Below are 20,634 nucleotides of genomic sequence, written 5' to 3'. Positions count from 1 at the left end.
GAGAACCGCAATGACCGACACCCCGCTGTCCCCCGCCGAATTCGAAGCGGCCCTGCGCGCCAAGGGCGCCTACTACCACATCCATCACCCGTATCACGTGGCGATGTATGAAGGCCGGGCTACTCGCGAGCAGATCCAGGGCTGGGTCGCCAACCGTTTCTACTATCAGGTGAACATTCCCCTGAAAGACGCGGCCATCCTCGCCAACTGCCCGGATCGCGAAATCCGCCGCGAGTGGATTCAACGCCTGCTCGACCACGACGGCGCCCCCGGCGAAGACGGCGGCATCGAAGCCTGGCTGCGTCTCGGCCAGGCCGTCGGTCTCGATCCGGATCAATTGCGCTCCCAGGAACTGGTGTTGCCCGGCGTGCGTTTCGCCGTCGATGCTTACGTCAACTTCGCCCGCCGCGCCAGTTGGCAGGAAGCCGCCAGCAGCTCGTTGACCGAACTGTTCGCGCCGCAGATCCACCAATCGCGCCTCGACAGCTGGCCGCAGCATTACCCGTGGATCGACCCGGCCGGCTACGAGTACTTCCGCACCCGTCTCGGTCAGGCCCGGCGCGATGTCGAGCATGGTCTGGCAATTACGCTGGAGCACTACAAGACCCGCGAAGGCCAGGAGCGCATGCTGGAAATTCTCCAGTTCAAACTGGACATCCTTTGGAGCATGCTCGATGCCATGAGCATGGCCTACGAACTGAACCGCCCGCCGTATCACAGCGTCACCGATCAACGGGTCTGGCATAAAGGAATCGCCTTATGAGTTTCGACCGCAGCAAGACCCCGACCTGGCGTCCCGGCTACCGCTTCCAGTACGAACCGGCGCAGAAAGGCCACGTGCTGCTGTACCCGGAAGGCATGATCAAACTCAATGAAAGTGCCGCGCTGATCGGCGGTCTGATAGACGGTGAGCGGGATGTCGCGACGATCATCGCCGAACTCGACAGACAGTTCCCCGGCGTGCCCGAGCTCGGTGACGACATCGAGCAATTCATGGAGGTTGCCCGTGCGCAGCACTGGATCGAACTTGCCTGAGTCATCGGTGCAAGTCCCGGCCAGACCGGAAGTCGGCCTGCCGCTGTGGCTGCTCGCCGAGCTGACTTACCGCTGCCCGCTGCAATGCCCGTACTGCTCAAATCCGCTGGATTTTGCCGAGCAGGGCAAAGAACTGAGCACCGAGCAGTGGATCAAGGTATTCCGCGAAGCGCGGGAGATGGGTGCGGCGCAACTGGGCTTCTCCGGGGGCGAACCGCTGGTGCGCCAGGACCTCGCCGAGCTGATCCGTGAAGCGCGGCAGCTGGGTTTCTACACCAACCTGATCACCTCCGGCATTGGCCTGACCGAACAGAAGATCAGCGACTTCAAGAAGGCCGGGCTCGATCACATCCAGATCAGTTTCCAGGCCAGCGACGAGCAAGTGAACAACCTGCTCGCCGGCTCGAAAAAAGCCTTCGCGCAGAAACTGGAAATGGCCCGCGCCGTGAAAGCCCAGGGCTATCCGATGGTGCTGAACTTCGTCACCCATCGGCACAACATCGACAAGATCGACCGCATCATCGAGCTGTGCATTGCACTGGAGGCGGACTTCGTCGAGCTTGCCACCTGCCAGTTCTACGGCTGGGCGCAGCTCAATCGTGTCGGCCTGTTGCCGACCAAAGAGCAACTGGTTCGCGCCGAACGCATCACCAACGAATACCGCGCCAAGCTGGAAGCCGAAGGGCATCCATGCAAACTGATTTTCGTCACCCCGGACTACTACGAAGAGCGCCCGAAAGCCTGCATGAACGGCTGGGGCAGCCTGTTTCTGACGGTCACGCCGGACGGCACCGCCCTGCCCTGTCATGGCGCCCGACAGCTGCCGGTACAATTTCCCAATGTGCGCGACCACAGCATGCAGCACATCTGGTACGACTCGTTCGGCTTCAACCGTTTTCGCGGTTATGACTGGATGCCCGAGCCGTGCCGCTCCTGCGACGAGAAAGAACAGGACTTCGGTGGCTGCCGCTGCCAGGCGTTCATGCTCACTGGCGATGCCAGCAATGCCGACCCGGTGTGCAGCAAGTCCGAACATCACGGCGTGATCCTCAAGGCCCGCGAAGAAGCCGAGCACGCCACCCAGACCATCGAACAACTGGCCTTTCGCAATGAACGAAACTCGCGCCTCATCGCCAAAGGCTGAGCCTTTCAGCGCCACTGCCGCCGTTGCAGCCGGTGTGGATTTCGCCGAATTGCAGCTCGGCGCCCATGGTTTGTTCTGGAACGAATACCGGCCGGCAGACGCCGCGTGCCGGATCTGGCACTGGCGCGATGGCGTGGCGAAATGTCTGACACCTGCGGGATTCAGCGTGCGCAGCCGGGTGTACGAATATGGCGGTGGAGCGTTTTGTCTGACGCCTGATGGCGTGGTTTTCGTCAACGAGGCGGATCAGCAGCTGTATCGCCAGACGCTGGATGGCGAGCCTGAAGCGCTGACATCCGGCGAGTGCCGATATGGTGATCTGCATTTCGCCAACGGTCAGGTACTGGCGGTTGAAGAAAAGAGTGATCGCCATCGGCTGGTGGCCATCGATCTGGCGAATGGCGCCTGCCATATGCTGGTTGAAGGCGCGGACTTTTACGCATCGCCGATCATCAGCCCGGACGGTCAGCGCCTGGCGTGGATCGAGTGGAGCCGCCCGCATCAGCCGTGGACGTCCACCCGTTTGATGATCGTCGAGCGCGCAGGTAGTGGATTTTCTGCCCCACGTTGCGTGGCCGGTGAAACGCTGGAAGAGTCGATCCAGCAACCGCGCTTCGATGCCAGTGGCCGACTGGGCTGTCTGACTGATCGTGGCGGATATTGGCAGCCGTGGATCGAGTCTGCAGACGGCCTGCAACCGTTACCTTGTGCCGAGGCCGATCATGCACCAGCGCCGTGGCAACTCGGCGGCTGCACCTGGCTGCCCGTCGACGAAAGCTTTTTGGCGAGTTGGAGCGAAGGCGGTTTCGGTCGTCTGGCACTCAACGGTGAAGACTTCACCGGCGACTACAGTCGCTTCCGTCATCTGGCGGTCGATGATCAATTCATTTACTGCATCGCCGCTTCACCGATCAGCCCTTCAGCGGTAGTTGCCATAGATCGCGAATCCCGTGAAGTGAAGGTGCTGGCCGGCGGCGTCGCACCGTTGCCCCCCGAACGCATCAGCCGTCCGCAAACCCTGCGCTATCCCAGCGGTTCAGGTGAAGCGCACGGTTTCTTTTATCCCGCCACCAATGGCGATGCCAAACCGCCGCTGGTGGTGTTCATCCACGGCGGCCCGACGTCGGCCTGCTACCCGATGCTGGATCCGCGCATCCAGTACTGGACGCAACGCGGCTTCGCCGTCGCCGACCTCAACTACCGCGGCAGCAGCGGCTATGGCCGGGATTATCGGCAGGCGTTGCATCTGAGTTGGGGCGCGGTGGATGTCGAGGATGCCTGTGCGGTCGTCGCTTACCTGAATGATCGCGGCATGATCGACGGCGAGCGCGCGTTTATCCGCGGCGGCAGTGCCGGCGGTTATACGACGCTGTGCGCATTGGCATTCCATCAAGTATTTCGCGCCGGCGCCAGCCTGTACGGCGTCAGCGACCCGGTAGCGCTTGGCCGCGCGACACACAAGTTCGAAGGCGATTACCTGGACTGGCTGATCGGCGATCCCGAGCAAGACGCCGAACGCTACGCCGCCCGCACACCGGTGCTGCACGCCGGCAACATTCGCGTGCCGGTGATTTTCTTTCAGGGTGAACTGGACGCAGTGGTCGTGCCGCAACAGACCCGCGACATGGTCGCCGCCCTGGAGCACAACGGTATCGAGGTCGAAGCGCATTACTACGCCGACGAACGCCACGGCTTCCGCCGAGCCGTCAATCAGGCCCATGCGCTGGAGCAGGAGTGGCGTTTCTATCGGCGAGTGATGGGCCTGGCGGTCTGAAACTCAACGCTTGGCGATGATGTACACCGCGTGCACGATCCCCGGGATGTAACCGCACAGCGTCAGCAGGATATTCAGCCAGAACGCGCCGCCGAACCCGACCTGCAGAAACACACCCAGCGGCGGCAAGATAATGGCGATGATGATGCGGATGAAGTCCATGGGGCAGCTCCTGATTGGGGGCTGGCTCGACTGAGCCATACAAGCTAATCGACCTGTGCCGTTTGTCAGGGTTCAGTGCAACCCGCGATCTCGCCATTTGAATGCCATTACCCGGCTACAAAAAAACGCCCCACGCCAAAAGAATCAGGCGTGGGGCGTGCGTTATACCGCGAGACGGTTCTTGAATTCGGGTGGGAAACTTCAGCTCAGACGGCAATCCCTTTGCGGCATTGCAGTTGCGCCGTGCGTACCCGGGAGAAGGCGCGGGCCAGGCGCAGGAGCATTTCGTCGATATTGGCCTTGCTGACAGTGAGCGCCGGGGTGAAGCGCAGGCAGTTGGCTTGTGGGGCGTTGAGCAGCAAGCCTTCATGGAGCGCGGCTTTGACCACGGCCTCGGCGGAGTCTTCCGACAGAGTCAGTCCCCAGAACAGCCCTTGCCCGCGTAACTCGCCATGTTCATAGCGATACGCCAGACGGGCCAGCCCTTCGCGCAGATGCTGGCCGTTTTCCCGGATCTGATCGAGGAAGGAGCGGTCCTGCACGCTGTCGAGTACCACCAGGCCGGCGGCGCTCATCAGGGCGTTGCCGTGATGGGTACCGCCCAACTCACCGAAGTCGAAACAGCAGGCCTTGCCTCGCGCCAGCAATGCAGCCAGTGGAACGCCACCGCCAAGGCCCTTGCCGAGTACGACGATATCGGCGCGCACGCCATAGGATTGTTCGGCGAGCAAGGTGCCACAGCGGCCGATGCCGGTCTGCACTTCGTCGAGGATCAGCAGAATCCCCAGTTCACGGCACAGGCGCTCGACACCCTTGAGGTAATGCTCGGTCGCTGGAATGACACCGGCATCGCTCTGGATCGGTTCGAGCATGATCGCCACGGTCTGCGCATCGACTGCGGCATGCAGCGCCGGCAGGTCGTTGAACGGCACCAGATCGAAGCCCGGCAGCAGTGGTGCGAAGCGATTGTGCAGGTTGCAACTGTCCGACGCCGAAATCGTCGCCAGACTACGTCCGTGACAACCTTGTCTGGCGACAATGATCCGCGAGGCGCCGCCGCGATGCAGCTGGCCCCATTTGCGCGCCAGTTTGATCGCGGCTTCACAGGCTTCGCTGCCACTGTTGAGCAGATACGCCTGATCGCTGGAAGTGCTGGCACACAAACGCTCGGCGAGGCTGAGCATGCCGCGGTTGTGCAGATTGAATCCGGGATTGATCAGGGCCTGTGCCTGGCTGGCGATGGCTTTTACCAGCGCCGAAGGGCTGTGGCCCAGGCTGTTGGCGCCGCCGGCCTGGGAAAAGTCCAGGTAGGCGCGGTCATTGCTGTCCCACAACCAGGAACCCTGGCCGCGAACGAAAACCTGCTGCGGGCGCTCGACGCTGGGCATCAGGCGCTCGGCATTCAGGTCATCAGCGGCATCCGGCTCATGGGTTTCAAAAGCCAGGTCATCGAGGCTCGGCGTCTGGCGCCGCAAGCTGAACAGATTCATTGAAAAAAACCTCGATTGAGGTTTTTTGAACTGCCTATGTAAACACTTTCGAAGCAAACGCTGGTCATTGCGCTTTCCGGCCCTGTAAGCCTTGTGAATGCGGTTAGACTAGGCGTCTTCAAGGCACCGAGCCATTTCGATTTCCCAGCATTTTCGATAAGTATCACTTATGGATTTCAAACAACTGCGTTATTTCGTCGCGGTCTACGAAGAAGGCCATGTCGGGCGTGCCGCCGAGCGCCTGTCGATCTCTCAGCCCGCGCTGTCCCAGCAGATCCGCCATCTGGAACAGAACCTCGACGTCACCCTGTTCGAACGCAGCAGCAAACGTCTGCTGCCGACCCTGGCCGCCCACACGCTGTACAACCACGCGCTGCCATTGCTCGACGGCATGCAACGTGCGCGCGAGGCGCTGGGCAACTTCAAGGGCCAGGCGCTGCGTACGCTGGCGATCGGTGTGCTGCAAACCGTGCACACCAGCCTGGTACCACAAATGCTTGAGCGGGTGCGCAAGGCCCAGCCGCATCTGGTAGTACAGATTTATGAATTGACGGGGCTGGAGATCGAGCGGCGCCTGCTCAATGGTTCGCTGGATATCGGCATCAGCTATCTGCCGCCCCGCCAGCCGGGGCTGCACGGCGTGATGCTGTACGAAGATGAACTGACGCTGGTCATCCCGGCAGATCATCCGTTGCGCGAATTCAAGAAAGTCTCGATGAGCCAGGCCGCAGAATTGCCGATGTTGTTGCTGGGCGAGGAGTTCCAGATCCGCCAGATCTGGCAGGCGCAACTGGCCAGCCTCGGGCGACGCCCGCAAGTACAGGCAGAACTGAACAATATGGTGGGGATTCTCGACAGCCTGCCGCACACACGGCTGGCGACGGTGCTGCCGGGGCGCTCACAGAAGGAGTACGACGATCAGGACTTGCTGTGGAAACCGATCAGCGAACCAAGGGTGCCGCTGAAGGTGGGCCTGGTGTGTCGCGACGTGCAGCGTCAGCAGGCGTCATTGGCCTTGCTGCGAACGTTGCTGGAGGAAGTGATGCAGCGCGAGGAAAAACCGCTCAAAGCTGCGCCAGGTCTGGATTCGTTGAGCTGAAAACTTTTCTGCGGGCATAAGAAAACCCCGCCGAAGCGGGGCTTTGCAGACTGTTTCCCTGACATCCATTTCACTCCGCCACCCTGGCAGAATCCTTACGTGTCCGTGTTGTTGCTTTGCGCTTCCTGCGCGACGTCCATGGAAAGTAGATTAGCTCTGGATCCAATCTACGCCTATGGGAGAACAGCAGCACGTCATGTAAGAGATCGCTTACATGACGTTACATCCTCAGAACTGCGCAGCATCCAGCAGGAACAGCGACTCGCTGCCAGCCTTCACCGACGCGCTCAGCGAGTGAATCCGCGGCAGCAGACGGGCGAAATAGAACCGCGCGGTGCCGAGCTTGCTCGCGTAGAAATCATCCTGCGCTTCTTTGCCCAGCGATGCCTTGGCCATCAACGCCCACATGTAGGCGTAAGCGGTGTAACCAAAGGCTTGCAGATACTCGACCGACGCTGCACCGATTTCGTTAGGGTTGGTTTTCGCCCGGTCCAGCAGCCACGAGGTCAGTTCGTCAAGGTTGTCGACGGCGTCATTCAGCGGCTTGGTGAACTCACCGAGATCGGCACTCGCCGTCGCGGTGAAATGGCGGATCTCGTCAGCGAACAGTTTGTAGAACGCGCCACCGCTACCGACGATCTTGCGGCCTACCAGGTCCAGCGCCTGGATGCCGTTGGTGCCTTCGTAGATCTGGGTGATGCGCACATCACGCACCAGTTGCTCCTGGCCCCACTCGCGGATGTAGCCGTGGCCGCCGAAGATCTGCTGGCCGTGGACGGTGGTTTCCAGACCCAGATCGGTCAGGAACGCCTTGGCAACCGGCGTCAGCAAGGCCACCAGATCTTCCGCACGTTTGCGGGTGGCGGCGTCTACGCTGAACTTGGCGGTATCGAGCTGCATTGCCACGTAGGTGGAAAACGCACGACCGCCTTCGTTCGAGGCTTTCATGGTCAGCAGCATGCGACGCACGTCCGGGTGGACGATGATCGGGTCGGCGACCTTGTCCTTGTTCTGCGCACCGGTCGGCGAACGGCTTTGCAGGCGATCACGGGCGTACTCAAGAGCGTTCTGGTACGAGCGCTCGCCGGTGGCCAGGCCCTGGATACCGACACCCAGACGCTCGTAGTTCATCATGGTGAACATCGCGGCCAGGCCCTTGTTCGGCTCGCCGACCAGGTAACCCACGGCTTCGTCGAAGTTCATCACGCAGGTAGCGGAGGCCTGGATGCCCATCTTGTGTTCGATCGAACCGCAGTTCGCCGGATTGCGCGCGCCCAGGCTGCCATCGGCATTGACCATGAACTTCGGCACCAGAAACAGCGAAATGCCTTTCGGCCCCGCCGGTGCGTCCGGCAGTTTGGCCAGCACCAGGTGGATGATGTTTTCGGTCAGGTCGTGCTCACCGCCGGTGATGAAGATCTTGGTGCCGCTGACCTTGTACGATCCGTCGGCCTGAGGCTCGGCCTTGGTGCGAATGATTCCCAGGTCGGTACCGGCATGCGGTTCGGTCAGGCACATGGAACCGGCCCAGACGCCGGCGTACATGTTCGGCAGGTACGCGGCTTTCAGCTCTTCGCTGGCGTGGGCGTTGATCGACAGGCAGGCGCCGGCCGTCAGCATCGGGTACAGACCGAAGGACAGGCTGGCGGAGTTGACCATCTCTTCGACCTGAGCCGAGACGGCTTTGGGCATGCCCATGCCGCCGTATTCCGGATCACCGCCAACACCAACCCAGCCGCCTTCTGCATAAGTCTGATAGGCCTGTGGGAAACCGGCCGGCGTGGTGACGGCACCGTCGGCCCAGTGGCAGCCTTCTTCGTCGGCCGCACGGCTCAGGGGCGCAATGCTTTTGCTGGTGACCTTGCCGGCCTCTTCGAGAATGGCCTCAACGGTTTCCGCGTCGACGGTCTCGGCCAGGGCCGGCAGTTCGGCCCAGAGTTTGGCGACTTCGAACACTTCATTGAGGACGAAGCGCATATCGCGCAGCGGCGCTTTGTAGTCAGCCATGGCAAACCTCGCAAAGATCTAAACAGGTAATTCGTGGAAGGGTGATTTCGTTGAGCTGGAGTGTAACCCAACAACTTTTGCGACACATAGGGTCAGGCCATGACTGTTTTGTTATTTTTAGTCACCGCCTTGTACCCAAAAAGAAGCCCGCAATCAGCGGGCTCTTTTGTTTAACAGTGGCGTGTTACAGCGAGAACAACTGCGCCGGCAGTTTCATCAGGCAATCGCTGCCCGCCTCGATCGCCGCGCGGTGCGCCGCAGTACGTGGTAACAACCGTTTGAAGTAGAACTCGCACGTCGCCAGTTTGCCGTGGCAAAAATCGCCATCACCCTCGCCCGATTCCAGCTGTGCCTGGGCGACCAGCGCCATGCGCAGCCACAAATAGCCGAGGACGATGTAACCGCTGTACATCAGGTAATCCACCGAGGCGGCGCCGACTTCATCCGGATTCTTCATCGCCGCCATGCCGACCTGCATGGTCAGCTCGCCCCACTGCTGATTGAGGCCATCGAGCTGCGCGACAAATCCTCCCAGCTGCGCATGCCCGGCGTTGGCGGCGCAGAACTTATGGACGATTTTGGTGAAGTTACGCAGCAGTTTGCCCTGGCTGCCAAGGACTTTGCGCCCGAGCAGATCCAGTGCCTGAATGCCGTTGGTGCCCTCGTAGATCGGTGCAATCCGGCAGTCGCGAACCAGTTGCTCCATGCCCCACTCACGGATGAAACCGTGGCCACCGAACACCTGCATGCCGTGGTTGGTCACCTCCAGCCCGGTGTCGGTCATGAACGCCTTGCAGATCGGGGTAAGGAACGCCAGCAGATCTTCGGCCTCCTGACGCGCCTCGGCATCCGGACTCAGGTGCGCGACGTCGAGCATCTGCGCAGTGAAATAGGTCAGCGCACGGTTGCCCTCGTTGAAGGCTTTCATGGTCAGCAGCATGCGTCGTACGTCCGGATGGACGATGATCGGGTCGGCCGGTTTATCCGGAGCTTTGGCGCCGGTCAGGGCGCGCATCTGCAAGCGGTCGTTGGCGTATTTGATTGCGCCCTGGAAACTTGCCTCGCCCAGACACAGGCCCTGCATCCCGGTGCCGAGGCGCGCGTGGTTCATCATAGTGAACATGCAGTTGAGGCCTTTGTTCGGTTCGCCGATCAGGAAGCCTTTGGCGTCATCGAAGTTCAGCACACAGGTGGCCGAGGCCTTGATGCCCATCTTGTGTTCGATCGAACCGCAGGAAACACCATTGCGTTCCCCCGCCTCGCCGGCTGCATCCGGGAGGAATTTCGGCACGATAAACAGCGAAATGCCTTTGGTGCCCGCCGGGGCGTCCGGCAGTTTGGCCAGCACCAGATGAATGATGTTGTCGCTCAGGTCGTGCTCGCCGGCGGAGATGAAAATCTTGCTGCCGGTGACCGCATAACTACCGTCGGCCCGAGGCACGGCGCGGGTCTTGATGATGCCCAGGTCGGTGCCACAATGGGCTTCGGTCAGGCACATGGTGCCGGTCCACTGCCCGGCGGTGAGTTTGCGCAGATAGGTGTTTTTCTGCTCCTCGGTGCCGTGGGCGTGGATCGCCGACATCGCGCCGTGGGTCAGGCCCGGGTACATGCCCCAGGAGGTATTGCTGGAGGCGACCATCTCGCTGATCACCAGCCCCAGCGAACTCGGCAGGCCTTGGCCGCCGTAGGCCGGATCCGCCGCCAGACCATGCCAGCCGCCTTCCACGTATTGTGCGAAAGCTTCCTTGAAGCCTGTAGGCGTTGTCACCACGCCGTTGTCGAAATGGCAGCCTTCTTCGTCGCCGCTGCGATTGAGCGGTGCCAGAACGTTCTCACAGAACTTCGCGCCCTCCTCGAGGATCGCGTTGACCATGTCCGGGCTGGCGTCGTGGGCGCCGAGGGCCGCGTACTGGGTGTGGAAGTCGAAGACGTGGTCGATCAGAAAGCGCATGTCGCGCAGGGGAGCTTTGTACTCGGGCATGGTGGCTTCTCCGTCAGCAGATCGTTTCAACCTACTGCCGGCCACCCTGCTCCACAATCACTGTCCAGACGCTGAATGCGCCGTCATCACTCAACCTGCGGCGCTGTCCATGCGCACCGCACCACGACGATTCTGACCGAACGCCATCACGCAGTTGCGACCCGCGCCCTTGGCGGCGTAGAGCGCCTGGTCGGCGGACTTGAGCACGTCTTCCGGGGTGCGCTGCTCGACCCGTTCCGCAACACCGATACTGACCGTTACCGATACGCTGGACGCACCGGAGCCGCCCCGCCGCTGACGCCCCTGTTGATCGTCCTGTGGGCGGTTTTCCTGATTGCGCAACTGGATGTTGTAGGACGCAATCGACTCGCGGATGACTTCCAGGTGCGGCATGCACTCTTCAAGGGTCTTGCCTGCAAACACCAGGGCGAATTCCTCGCCGCCATAGCGATAGGCCCTGCCGCCTCCGCTAATTTTCGACAGTTTGCTGGCCACCAGTCGCAGGACCTGGTCACCCACATCATGACCATGGGTGTCGTTGAATTTCTTGAAGTGATCGACGTCGCTCATCGCCAGCACGTAGTTGCGACCCAGACGCTGCATCCGCTCGTTGAGTGCGCGACGGCCCGGCAGACCGGTGAGCTCGTCACGGAAGGCCATTTGATAAGCCTCGTGCGCCACCGCCGCCGCAATCATCAGCATCACCTGGCTGCACATGATGTTCAGGGTGAACGGCAGGATGAAAGTTTTCGGCAGCATCCAGAACACCCCGAGCAATCCCACCAGTTGCGCCGCGTGCAGCGGACGCGGGTTGCGCCAGTACTGCCAGGCCAGCAACAGGAACGCCGAGAGGAACACCGGATAGGACATCTGGATCAGGCTCATCCAGGCGCCGTGCAGGGCCGGCCAGCGGATCTCCGAGAGCCACATCAGCAACGCCTGCGGATAACTTTGCTCAAGCCCCAGCGCCACGCTGCCAAACGCCAGCAGCACGGCAAAGCGCGCCACCATGTCCTGAAACAGATGCGTGCGCTCCTGCCACGCCGCAAACAGACCGAACAATAACGGCAACAGCAGGCAAACCAGATGGAACACCACGGCCGCGTCTTCGCGCACCTTGCCGTTGTCGCGGTAATAGTCGGTCTGGGTGTCGAGCAGGAAGTAGGCGATGTACACCGTGACCATCAGAAACAGTTCGCGCTGGCGTCGGTAAACCGCGCAATACGACCCGCCGAGCAACAGCACCAGGGTTGGCAACACGTTGAACAGCGAGGTGAAGAACACGTTGAGGTCTTTGACGTACGCAGCCGCCAACCCCGCAAGCAACAACAGCAGTGAAGGTATGAAATGACTGAAACGTACAGCGGAAGAACGCGGCAAGGGTAAAGCTCCGACCGTCTTGGCAAAGAGATGGCATTGTGCCTGCAATGTGGCCAGTTAAGCACACACAATGTGATCCAGATCACAGGTTGTCTTTTTAACGGCCGGATCCCCCGGTTTCTGAGCCTCCAATCAAGGTTTTTTCCTTGGCGGACATGAAACTTTCGTCATGGCCACCATGCGTGATGGCCATGACGATCATTTCCACTCAAAGATCGTTGTAGAACGGCTGCAACGGACCCTCCGCCGCCGGCCGGCCTTCAGCGCCATAAGGCTTGAGATTGAGCAGTGCGTCAGTTGCCTGACGGGTCGTGACTTTCGGACTGGCCGGGCGCTGGGTCACGGCATTTTCATCACCGATGTGGCCCTGCGGGATCACCAGCGACGGATGATCGAATGGCGCCCGTTCCCAGGCGACGCGCGGATCGGTCAGGCCGACCTCCATGAATTTCACCAGCGCATCGATTTCATCAGGCGTCAGGTTCAGCGCCGTCATGTCCGGATCGAGGTTGGAGGTGTTGTGCTGATTCACCGCCGGGTGCTCGAAGCCGCTGGTGTTGTTGGCATCCTCGCCGCGCCGGTCGCCGCCACGGTTGTAGAACTCCATGACCTGCTTGAGCGTGGCGCGACTGCCATTGTGGAAGTACGGGCCGGTCAGGGCGATATTGCGCAGGGTCGGTGTCTTGAACGCGCCATCCACCGAATCGCGGAACCCGACATTCGGCTTGAGCGTGGCATCGCACGGAATCGCCGCACTCAGCGGCGCTTCGAAGGTGCACACGTCGACATCCAGCGGATCGACGGACTTTCCGCCCTGCAACACCGTGTTGTACTGGCGAGTGAACGACCATGGATTACCCCAGGCATCCGCGCCACCGAGAGCCAGATCTTCCGAAGTCGGCCGGACACCGGTGTTGTAGAAGCCGTTGTCATAGAGCGTGGTCAGATTGTCGGCCATCACCATCCGCTCGATGCGCTCACGCGGGTGCAACAGCAAGCGGCTAGCGGCATTGGTCAGCTCAGCGCCGCCGTGGCAATTGACGCATTTGCCCTTGCCGAGGAACAGATTCATGCCTTCGACCTGCTGCGCGTTCATCGCGGTGTGATCGCCCTGCAGATAAGCATCGATCGGTGCCTGATCGGAGATCAGCGTGGCTTCATACATCTGGATCGCCAGGCCGAAGAACAGCGGGAAGTTGGCTTCCATCTGGGTGTACGGCGCCCCGCCCACCAACACGTTTTGCGTGGCGTTCCACAGCCGGGGCTGGAAGGCATTCTTGATCAGTTCGCGATAAGTCGGACGCCGCGCACCGGACACTGGGCCGAGCACCGAATCGCTGGACGAGATCCGCTGCTGCTTGAGCATCAGGGTGTCGAGCATCCGGCGACCGATGTCAGCAAAGGTTCGGCCGCCGCAGGACATTTCCACCGGGCTGCCGGGCGGGCCGACGGCTTGCGAGGCGGCAGAGGCATCGTTGAGTGCCAGCCTGACTTTGGTGGCGACCGTGCTGCGTTCGCTGGTCACGTAGATTCCCGCATCCGGATCGCGATTGCCGAACGGCGAAAACCCGTTGAATACGTTGTTGGCCCGGCCGTCCCAGAAGTTGCGCACGTTGAATGCGGCGTTGATTACCGACGGCGCGTTGCGCCCGGTGCTGCGGCGAACATTGATGCCGCCGACCTGAAACAGGCCGTCCGGCTGCTGGGTGCATTTGTCGAACCGCGGCTGATTGGGTTTGACGAAGTTGGCATCGAACACACCTTGCGAGCCAACCACATCGTCAGTCGAGAAAACGATCGGCGAGTTGCGCTCCAGCGGATTGCTCAGCACATGAGTCGGAAAGTCGGTTTTTTTCAGCGTGTAGTTCGGGCCGCCCTTTCCGCCGGACAACGTTGAGTAGGTCGCCACGTCACCGGGAATGTCGGAGGCCACAAACGGCTTGTTGAAAATCGACGCGACGTTGGCGTTGGTGTTGGCCTGGCCGGGGTTGAGCTGGTTGGTGATGCGATGATCGACGCCGGCATGGTAGTGGCAGGATGCGCACGCCGTTGCGCCGTCGCTGCCGATCTCCATGTCCCAGAACAACGCCTTGCCCAACAGGATCGCGGCAGAACGGTTGAGCACGTAGTCGGTCATCAAGTCGACCTTGCGCCCGCCTTCGGTTCCGGACGGATCGGGAGGCACCATCCCGCGCAAAGATTGCAACGACGGAACCTCCGGCACGGGAGGATCGACTTCGGCGGGGTCGGCGGCCCAGGCGCTGTGGACTGACAGCGCGACGGGTAACCAGAAGGTCAAACGAGCGAGTCGACTGATGTTCATAGGCTTCACCCTGACTGTTGTTGTTAAGTGCCGGGCGTCATGCTTCTTTGAGCAGGCAGTTCTGGTCAGCACCGGTAATTCGGGCAGTGCAATTAATTGGCCACTCTTCTGGAAACATCTTGAATCAATAAGCGCAGGGGATCGGCTGAGCAAAGCCGTCGTCGATGCTGGGGAATCAGCCCCGGGATTGGGGAAATCCGGGCACAAAAAAACCGCTGCCCCCGAAGGCGCAGCGGTTTCTGGAACGACCGCGTTAAGGCTTAGTAGCCCAGCGAGAAGTTCTCTTCCTTCATGTCCATCAGGTTGTTGGCACCCGACAGCATGGTTGCCACGTGCGTACGGGTACGCGGCAGGATGCGCTGGAAGTAGAAGCGTGCGGTTTGCAGCTTGGCGGTGTAGAACGCCTCATCTGTGGTGCCGGCAGCCAGTTTTTCAGCAGCCAGACGCGCCATGTCGGCCCAGAAGTAGGCCAGGCAGGCGTAACCGGAGTACATCAGGTAGTCCACGGAGGCCGCGCCGACTTCTTCGCGATCTTTCATGGCGGCCATACCAACCTTCATGGTCAGCTCGCCCCACTCTTTGTTCAGTGCAGCCAACGGGGCGACGAATTCCTTGACGGCTTCGTTGCCTTCGTTGTTCTGGCAGAACTTGTGGACGATCTTGGTGAAGCCTTTCAGAGCCTCGCCTTGGGTCATCAGCACTTTACGGCCCAGCAGGTCGAGTGCCTGGATGCCGGTGGTGCCTTCGTACAGCATCGAGATGCGGCTGTCGCGAACGTTCTGCTCCATGCCCCACTCGGCGATGAAACCGTGGCCGCCGTAGATCTGCACGCCGTGGTTGGCGGATTCGAAACCGACTTCGGTCATGAACGCTTTGGCGATCGGAGTCATGAAGGCCAGCAGAGCGTCGGCTTTCTTCTTCTCTTCTTCGTCCACGCCGTATTTGACGATGTCGACCTGTTTCGCGGTGAAGTACACCATTGCACGGTTGCCTTCGGCGAATGCCTTCATGGTCAACAGCATGCGGCGTACATCTGGGTGCACGATGATCGGGTCAGCGGCTTTGTCCGGCGCTTTCGGGCCAGTCAGGGAGCGCATTTGCAGACGGTCGCGAGCGTATTTCAGGCCGCCCTGGAAGCCGATTTCGGCGTGGGCCAGACCTTGCAGCGCGGTACCCAGACGTGCGGTGTTCATGAAGGTGAACATGCAGTTCAGGCCTTTGTTCGCCGGGCCGATCAGGAAACCGGTCGCGCCGTCGAAGTTCATCACGCAAGTGGCGTTGCCGTGGATGCCCATCTTGTGTTCCAGCGAGCCGCAGCTCACAGCGTTGCGGGCGCCAACGGTGCCGTCGGCGTTCGGCAGGAACTTCGGAACGATGAACAGGGAAATGCCTTTGGTGCCGGCCGGTGCATCCGGCAGGCGGGCCAGTACGATGTGGACGATGTTGTCGGCCATGTCGTGTTCACCGGCCGAGATGAAGATCTTGGTGCCGGAGACTTTGTAGGAACCGTCGGCCTGAGGTTCGGCCTTGGTGCGCAGCATGCCCAGGTCGGTGCCGCAGTGCGGCTCGGTCAGGCACATGGTGCCGGTCCATTCGCCGGAAACCAGTTTGGTCAGATAGGCTTCCTGCTGCTCCGGGGTGCCGTGCTCGGAAATAGTGTTCATCGCGCCGTGCGACAGGCCTGGGTACATGCCCCACGACCAGTTGGCTTCGCCGACCATTTCGCTCACGGCCAGGCCCAGCGACTCAGGCAGGCCTTGACCGCCGTGCTCCACGTCATGGGCCAGGCTTGGCCAGCCGCCTTCGACGAATTGCTTGTAGGCCTCTTTGAAGCCAGTCGGGGTTTTCACGCCGGACTCGCTCCAGGTGCAACCTTCGATGTCGCCCACGCGGTTCAGCGGTGCCAGCACCTGCTCACAAAACTTGGCGCCCTCTTCAAGAATGGCGTCAACCATGTCCGGCGTTGCCTCTGCGCACGCTGGAAGGCTCTGATAGTGCGCTTCGTAGCCGAGCAGTTCGTCACGAACGAAGCGAATATCACGCAAGGGGGCCTTGTAGTCAGGCATAGCGATAAACCTCTGCTGATGTAACCGGGAATGAACGACCGCATTGATTTGTTGTGACGGTCAAACAGTTGTTTGAAACATACGTTTACGCCGAAATCTTGTCAAGCGTCGTTCTTTTGCCATTCGTCATCACATTTTCCGAACGCCGGACACAGCACCGCGACATGCGCCCGGACGAGCCATGTGCAATGAAAAAAGATTAGTTGAGGGAGAAGGACTTACAACGAAAAACGCCGCGAACAGTCGCGGCGTCTGGCAAAGCGCAGATCAGAAAATCAGGCGAACGTATCGATGATCGTACCGAGCATTTCATCGGAAGCCTTGGCGACTTTCGTGCCCAGTTCCACTTGAAACTTGCCCTGGGCCATCTCGGCCATGGCGCTACCCGGATCCATTTGCTGGCTGCGATCGATCCCGCGCAGACGATCGATCTGGGCCTCGGAAGACTGGCTGGTGACCGAACGCTCAATGGTGTTGTTGGCGATCTGGCTGGCGGCCTGATCGACGCGGTTCTGCCCGGTCTGAATCGTGCTCAGACCGGCATAAAAAGCTGTGTTTCCGGAGATTTCCATGGGAGCTCTCATCCTTGGGAAGGATCAATGGCAGCCATTGAACCAGAGGCGTCAGAAAAACACCCGTCAAAAACACTAATGGCACAGTGCCTTGTCATAGCCAAAATCAGTCGAGCAGATCCAGTTGCAAGTGATCCGCGACCGTCTCGGCACTGACCGCCTTGAGTTTCGGCACCCGCCCCAGGCACGGCGCCGGAATCCGCTCGGCCAGCGTCGCCAGGTTTTCCTCAAGTCGTGATGTCTTCGGATCAATGATGTTCGCCACCCAACCGGCCAGTTGCAGCCCGTCACGGGCAATCGCTTCAGCAGTCAGCAATGCATGACTGATACACCCCAGACGAACGCCCACCACCAGAATCACTGGCAGCTGCAACGCAATGGCCAGGTCCGAAAGATTGTCCTGATCCGCCAACGGCACCCGCCAACCGCCCGCGCCTTCAATCAACGTGAAGTCGGCGTTCATGGCCAGAATCTCGCGCATCGGTGCCAGCAGTGATTGCACGGTCAGCGCCACACCGGCCTCTCGTGCCGCCAGATGCGGCGCGATCGCCGGTTCGAACGCTACCGGATTGACCTGCTGATAAGTCAGCGGCAAAGAGCACTCGGCCTGCAATGCCAGGGCATCGGAGTTGCGCAGGCCTTTGGGCGTCACGACACAACCGGACGCCACCGGTTTACCCGCCGCCGTGCTCAACCCTGCCGATCTGGCGGCATGCAGCAACCCGGCGGCGACAGTCGTCTTGCCGACGTCAGTGTCGGTTCCGGTGATGAAATAGGCTGCGCTCATAAGGGTTTCTCCAACACGGCGTAGACCACCTGATAAGTCGCCGGCAAGCCTTGTTGCTGACGGAACTGCTCGTACGCCTCGACCAGCCCCAGAATCCGTGCGCGCCCGGTCAATCCACCCGGCCGACCGGGATTCAGGTTATGCGCGCCCAACGCCTTGAGCTCATGGGTCAGACTGCGCACATCCGGGTAATGCAGCACATGCGGCTGATTCTCCAGACTGACCGTGCGCAAACCACTGGCTGCGCACAATTGTTCGTAGCGGGCGAACTCGCGGAAGCGGTTGACGTGCACCAGGCCATCGACCTGGCGCCAACTGTCGCGCAGTTCGTACAGCGTCCCTACACAAAGACTAGCAAACGCGAAAATCCCCCCCGGTTTGAGCACCCGAAAGGCTTCGCCGAGCACCGATTCGAAGTCCGCACACCACTGCACGGCGAGGCTGGAGAAGATCAGATCGCAGGTCGAATCCTGCAACGGCAAGCGTTCGGCATCGCCGGCAATAAAGTATGTGGCCCCGCCCAACGGCCGGGCGTGATTGAGCATGCCTTCGGCGATATCCAGCGCCAGCCCTTCGTTACCCGCAAAACGTTCGGCCAGCGCCCGAGTGAAATAACCGGTGCCGCAACCCAGATCCAGCCAGCGCGGCGGCAGAAAATCCATGGGCAAGCGATTGAGCAACTGCGTACCGACATCACGCTGCAACTCGGCGACGCTGTCGTAGCTGGCCGCTGCACGGGAAAAGGAAGCTGCGACCTGGCGCTTGTCAGGCAAGCCGCCGGGCAGCGCAGCAAGAGACAAATCAGTCATCACCACACTCACTTAAAAACGCCTGGATCGCACCGGCCACACCGTGGGGGTCTTCCAGAAGAAACGCATGGCTGGCCTGCTCGATCAGCCCGACTTCGACATCCGCCAGCAGCGCGAACAACTCGCCCGCAGCTTCCGCCGGCACCAGCCCGTCCAGCCCGGCAAACAGATGCAATTGCGGACCTCGAAACACCTGCAAGGCATTGCGCGTATCGATCTGCGCCAACAACTCCAGACCAGCCATCAAGGCGACCGGTGAAGTATTCGGCGCACCGCCCAGCAACAGTCGCGACAAGCCACGAGAGTCTTGCGCACCCTGAGCGCACAACAACGAAAAACGCTTGAGGGTCTGACGCGGGTCAGCACTGCAACCGGCCAGAAATGCATCGAAGGTTTCCGCCGGCATCGCGCTCGGCCATTGTTCATGGGCAACAAAAGAAGGATTGCTCGCCAGCGTCAGCAAGCCGCAGCAATGTTCGCCACGCCGCGCCGCCAGCTCAGAAGCCAGCATCCCGCCCAGCGACCAGCCACCGAGCCAGACATCCTGGGGAATGCACTCATCGAGTTCATCGAGCCAGTCTGCAGGATCGCTGGACTCCAGCTCCGGCAACGGTTCGATTTCCACCGTCAGGTGTTCGTCGAGTCCGCGCAGCGCCGCCGCCAGAGGCTCCAGCGGGGAAACCCCCAGGCCCCAGCCGGGGAGCAGAATCAGTCGATCACGCATGGCCTGGCTCCGACTTGAGTTGCGCAAAGCAATCGGCCAGTCCTTCTAACAATAGTTGCACCTGCGCCTCAGTGTGAGCGGCGGTCAGTGTGACCCGCAGCCGCGCACTGCCGGCAGGCACGGTCGGTGGCCGGATCGCGGTGACCATCAGCCCGCGCTCGCGCAGCATCTGCGACAAACGCACGGCGCGACCGGCATCGCCAATCATGATCGGCTGGATAGGCGTAAAGCTGTCCATCAGTTCCAGTCCGATCTGTTCGGCGCCATGGCGGAACTGGCGGATCAACGTCTGCAAATGCTCGCGGCGCCAGTGCTCGCTGCGCAGCAACTCCAGACTTTTCAGCGTCGCGCAGGCCAGCGCCGGCGGCTGGCTGGTGGTGTAGATGTACGGTCGGGCGAACTGAATCAGGCTTTCGATCAACTCTTCACTGCCGGCGACAAACGCGCCCGCCGTGCCGAACGCTTTGCCAAGAGTGCCAACCAGCACAGGCACATCCTCCTGGCTCAGACCGAAATGCTCGACGATCCCGCCACCGTTCGCGCCCAGCGGACCGAAACCGTGTGCGTCATCGACCATCAACCAAGCGCCTTTGGCCTTGGCTTCCCGGGCCAGCGCCGGCAGATCGGCGAGATCACCGTCCATGCTGAACACGCCGTCGGTGACCACCAGCGTATTGCCGGTGGCTTTCTCCAGACGCTTGGCCAGGCTGTCGGCGTCGTTGTGCAGATAACGATTGAAGCGCGCGCCGGACAACAGTCCGGCATCCAGCAACGACGCATGATTGAGCCGGTCTTCCAGCACCGTGTCGCCCTGCCCGACCAGCGCCGTGACCGTGCCGAGGTTGGCCATGTAGCCGGTGGTGAACAACAGCGCGCGGGGCCGTCCGGTAAGGTCGGCCAGGGCTTCCTCCAACTCATGATGCGGGCCACTGTGGCCGATCACCAGATGCGAAGCTCCGCCGCCAACGCCCCACTTGGAGGCACCGGCGCGCCAGGCTTCGATCACTTGCGGATGATTGGCCAGGCCCAGGTAATCGTTGTTGCAGAACGCCAGCAACGGCTGACCGTCGACCACCACTTGCGGCCCCTGAGGGCTTTCAAGCAGCGGTCGCTGGCGATAGAGATTTTCGGCACGACGGGCAGCAAGACGTGCGGCGAGATCGAAAGACATGCAAGCCTCGACATTCAAGTGACACAGATCCCTTGTGGGAGCGAGCCTGCTCGCGAAGAGGCCTTCACATCCGACATCAATGTCGACTAAAGCACCGCTATCGCGAGCAA

17 protein-coding genes are annotated in these 20,634 nt (G+C 61.0%); 5 read left to right on the top strand and 12 right to left on the bottom strand.

Annotated features, from left to right (window positions below):
* Positions 1-10: 10 nt before the first annotated feature.
* From pqqC to DXT77_RS10940, 4 genes are read left to right on the top strand one after another with little or no spacing between them, the layout of a single operon-like run.
* Positions 11-763, top strand: a complete 753-nt coding sequence (gene pqqC / locus DXT77_RS10955; protein ID WP_011336228.1) for a pyrroloquinoline-quinone synthase PqqC — start codon at positions 11-13, stop codon at positions 761-763.
* Positions 760-1,035 carry a pyrroloquinoline quinone biosynthesis peptide chaperone PqqD gene (gene pqqD, locus DXT77_RS10950; protein WP_085609083.1) on the top strand — a complete coding sequence of 92 codons (276 nt, stop codon included), beginning with the start codon at positions 760-762 and terminating at the stop codon, positions 1,033-1,035. The genes pqqC and pqqD overlap by 4 nt, the downstream gene beginning before the upstream one ends.
* The gene (pqqE, locus tag DXT77_RS10945; RefSeq protein ID WP_119427632.1) at positions 1,007-2,179 is read left to right on the top strand and encodes a pyrroloquinoline quinone biosynthesis protein PqqE; all 1,173 of its coding nucleotides are present in this window, start codon (positions 1,007-1,009) and stop codon (positions 2,177-2,179) included. The genes pqqD and pqqE overlap by 29 nt, the downstream gene beginning before the upstream one ends.
* Positions 2,145-3,953 (top strand): S9 family peptidase, encoded by a 1,809-nt coding sequence (locus DXT77_RS10940; RefSeq protein WP_119427631.1) that lies wholly within the window; start codon positions 2,145-2,147, stop codon positions 3,951-3,953. Before pqqE ends, DXT77_RS10940 begins: the two co-directional genes overlap by 35 nt.
* Positions 3,954-3,956: 3 nt before the next feature.
* Here DXT77_RS10940 and DXT77_RS10935 read toward each other — a convergent pair whose 3' ends face one another.
* A complete protein-coding gene (locus DXT77_RS10935) occupies positions 3,957-4,115 on the bottom strand; it encodes a YqaE/Pmp3 family membrane protein (protein WP_065259115.1) in 159 nt (52 codons plus the stop codon).
* Between the two features lie 206 nt (positions 4,116-4,321).
* A complete protein-coding gene (locus DXT77_RS10930; RefSeq protein ID WP_119427630.1) occupies positions 4,322-5,605 on the bottom strand; it encodes an aspartate aminotransferase family protein in 1,284 nt (427 codons plus the stop codon).
* Between the two features lie 169 nt (positions 5,606-5,774).
* Here DXT77_RS10930 and DXT77_RS10925 point away from each other — a divergent pair, with 169 nt between their 5' ends.
* Positions 5,775-6,704: a LysR family transcriptional regulator gene (locus tag DXT77_RS10925; protein ID WP_085709198.1), complete on the top strand. Its 930-nt coding sequence runs from the start codon at positions 5,775-5,777 to the stop codon at positions 6,702-6,704.
* A gap of 228 nt (positions 6,705-6,932) precedes the next feature.
* On the opposite strand, the gene DXT77_RS10920 is transcribed toward DXT77_RS10925, so the two are convergent.
* The 10 genes from DXT77_RS10920 to bioF form a co-directional block, all read right to left on the bottom strand.
* Entirely contained in the window at positions 6,933-8,711 is a 1,779-nt protein-coding gene (locus DXT77_RS10920) for an acyl-CoA dehydrogenase C-terminal domain-containing protein (protein WP_119427629.1), read from the bottom strand.
* A gap of 184 nt (positions 8,712-8,895) precedes the next feature.
* Positions 8,896-10,692, bottom strand: coding sequence for an acyl-CoA dehydrogenase C-terminal domain-containing protein (locus DXT77_RS10915; protein ID WP_119427628.1), 1,797 nt, complete (start codon positions 10,690-10,692; stop codon positions 8,896-8,898).
* A 90-nt stretch (positions 10,693-10,782) separates the two neighbouring features.
* Positions 10,783-12,072 carry a GGDEF domain-containing protein gene (locus tag DXT77_RS10910; RefSeq protein ID WP_114885924.1) on the bottom strand — a complete coding sequence of 430 codons (1,290 nt, stop codon included), beginning with the start codon at positions 12,070-12,072 and terminating at the stop codon, positions 10,783-10,785.
* A gap of 208 nt (positions 12,073-12,280) precedes the next feature.
* Positions 12,281-14,395 carry a cytochrome-c peroxidase gene (locus tag DXT77_RS10905; RefSeq protein WP_119427627.1) on the bottom strand — a complete coding sequence of 705 codons (2,115 nt, stop codon included), beginning with the start codon at positions 14,393-14,395 and terminating at the stop codon, positions 12,281-12,283.
* Between the two features lie 260 nt (positions 14,396-14,655).
* Entirely contained in the window at positions 14,656-16,461 is a 1,806-nt protein-coding gene (locus tag DXT77_RS10900) for a phenylacyl-CoA dehydrogenase (RefSeq protein WP_085709193.1), read from the bottom strand.
* A gap of 275 nt (positions 16,462-16,736) precedes the next feature.
* Entirely contained in the window at positions 16,737-17,033 is a 297-nt protein-coding gene (locus tag DXT77_RS10895) for a pyrroloquinoline quinone biosynthesis protein PqqE (RefSeq protein ID WP_085709192.1), read from the bottom strand.
* Between the two features lie 106 nt (positions 17,034-17,139).
* Entirely contained in the window at positions 17,140-17,820 is a 681-nt protein-coding gene (gene bioD, locus DXT77_RS10890; RefSeq protein ID WP_119427626.1) for a dethiobiotin synthase, read from the bottom strand.
* Entirely contained in the window at positions 17,817-18,629 is an 813-nt protein-coding gene (gene bioC / locus DXT77_RS10885; RefSeq protein WP_119427625.1) for a malonyl-ACP O-methyltransferase BioC, read from the bottom strand. The genes bioD and bioC overlap by 4 nt, the downstream gene beginning before the upstream one ends.
* A complete protein-coding gene (locus DXT77_RS10880; protein ID WP_119427624.1) occupies positions 18,622-19,353 on the bottom strand; it encodes an alpha/beta fold hydrolase in 732 nt (243 codons plus the stop codon). The genes bioC and DXT77_RS10880 overlap by 8 nt, the downstream gene beginning before the upstream one ends.
* A complete protein-coding gene (bioF, locus tag DXT77_RS10875) occupies positions 19,346-20,524 on the bottom strand; it encodes an 8-amino-7-oxononanoate synthase (RefSeq protein ID WP_119427623.1) in 1,179 nt (392 codons plus the stop codon). Before bioF ends, DXT77_RS10880 begins: the two co-directional genes overlap by 8 nt.
* Between the last annotated feature and the right edge of the window lie 110 nt (positions 20,525-20,634).

Source organism: Pseudomonas sp. 91RF, from assembly GCF_003576265.1.
GTDB classification, from domain to species: Bacteria; Pseudomonadota; Gammaproteobacteria; order Pseudomonadales; family Pseudomonadaceae; genus Aquipseudomonas; species Aquipseudomonas kribbensis.
The sequence above is the reverse complement of the archived record's forward strand: the minus strand, read 5'-3'. Positions and strand labels throughout refer to the sequence as shown.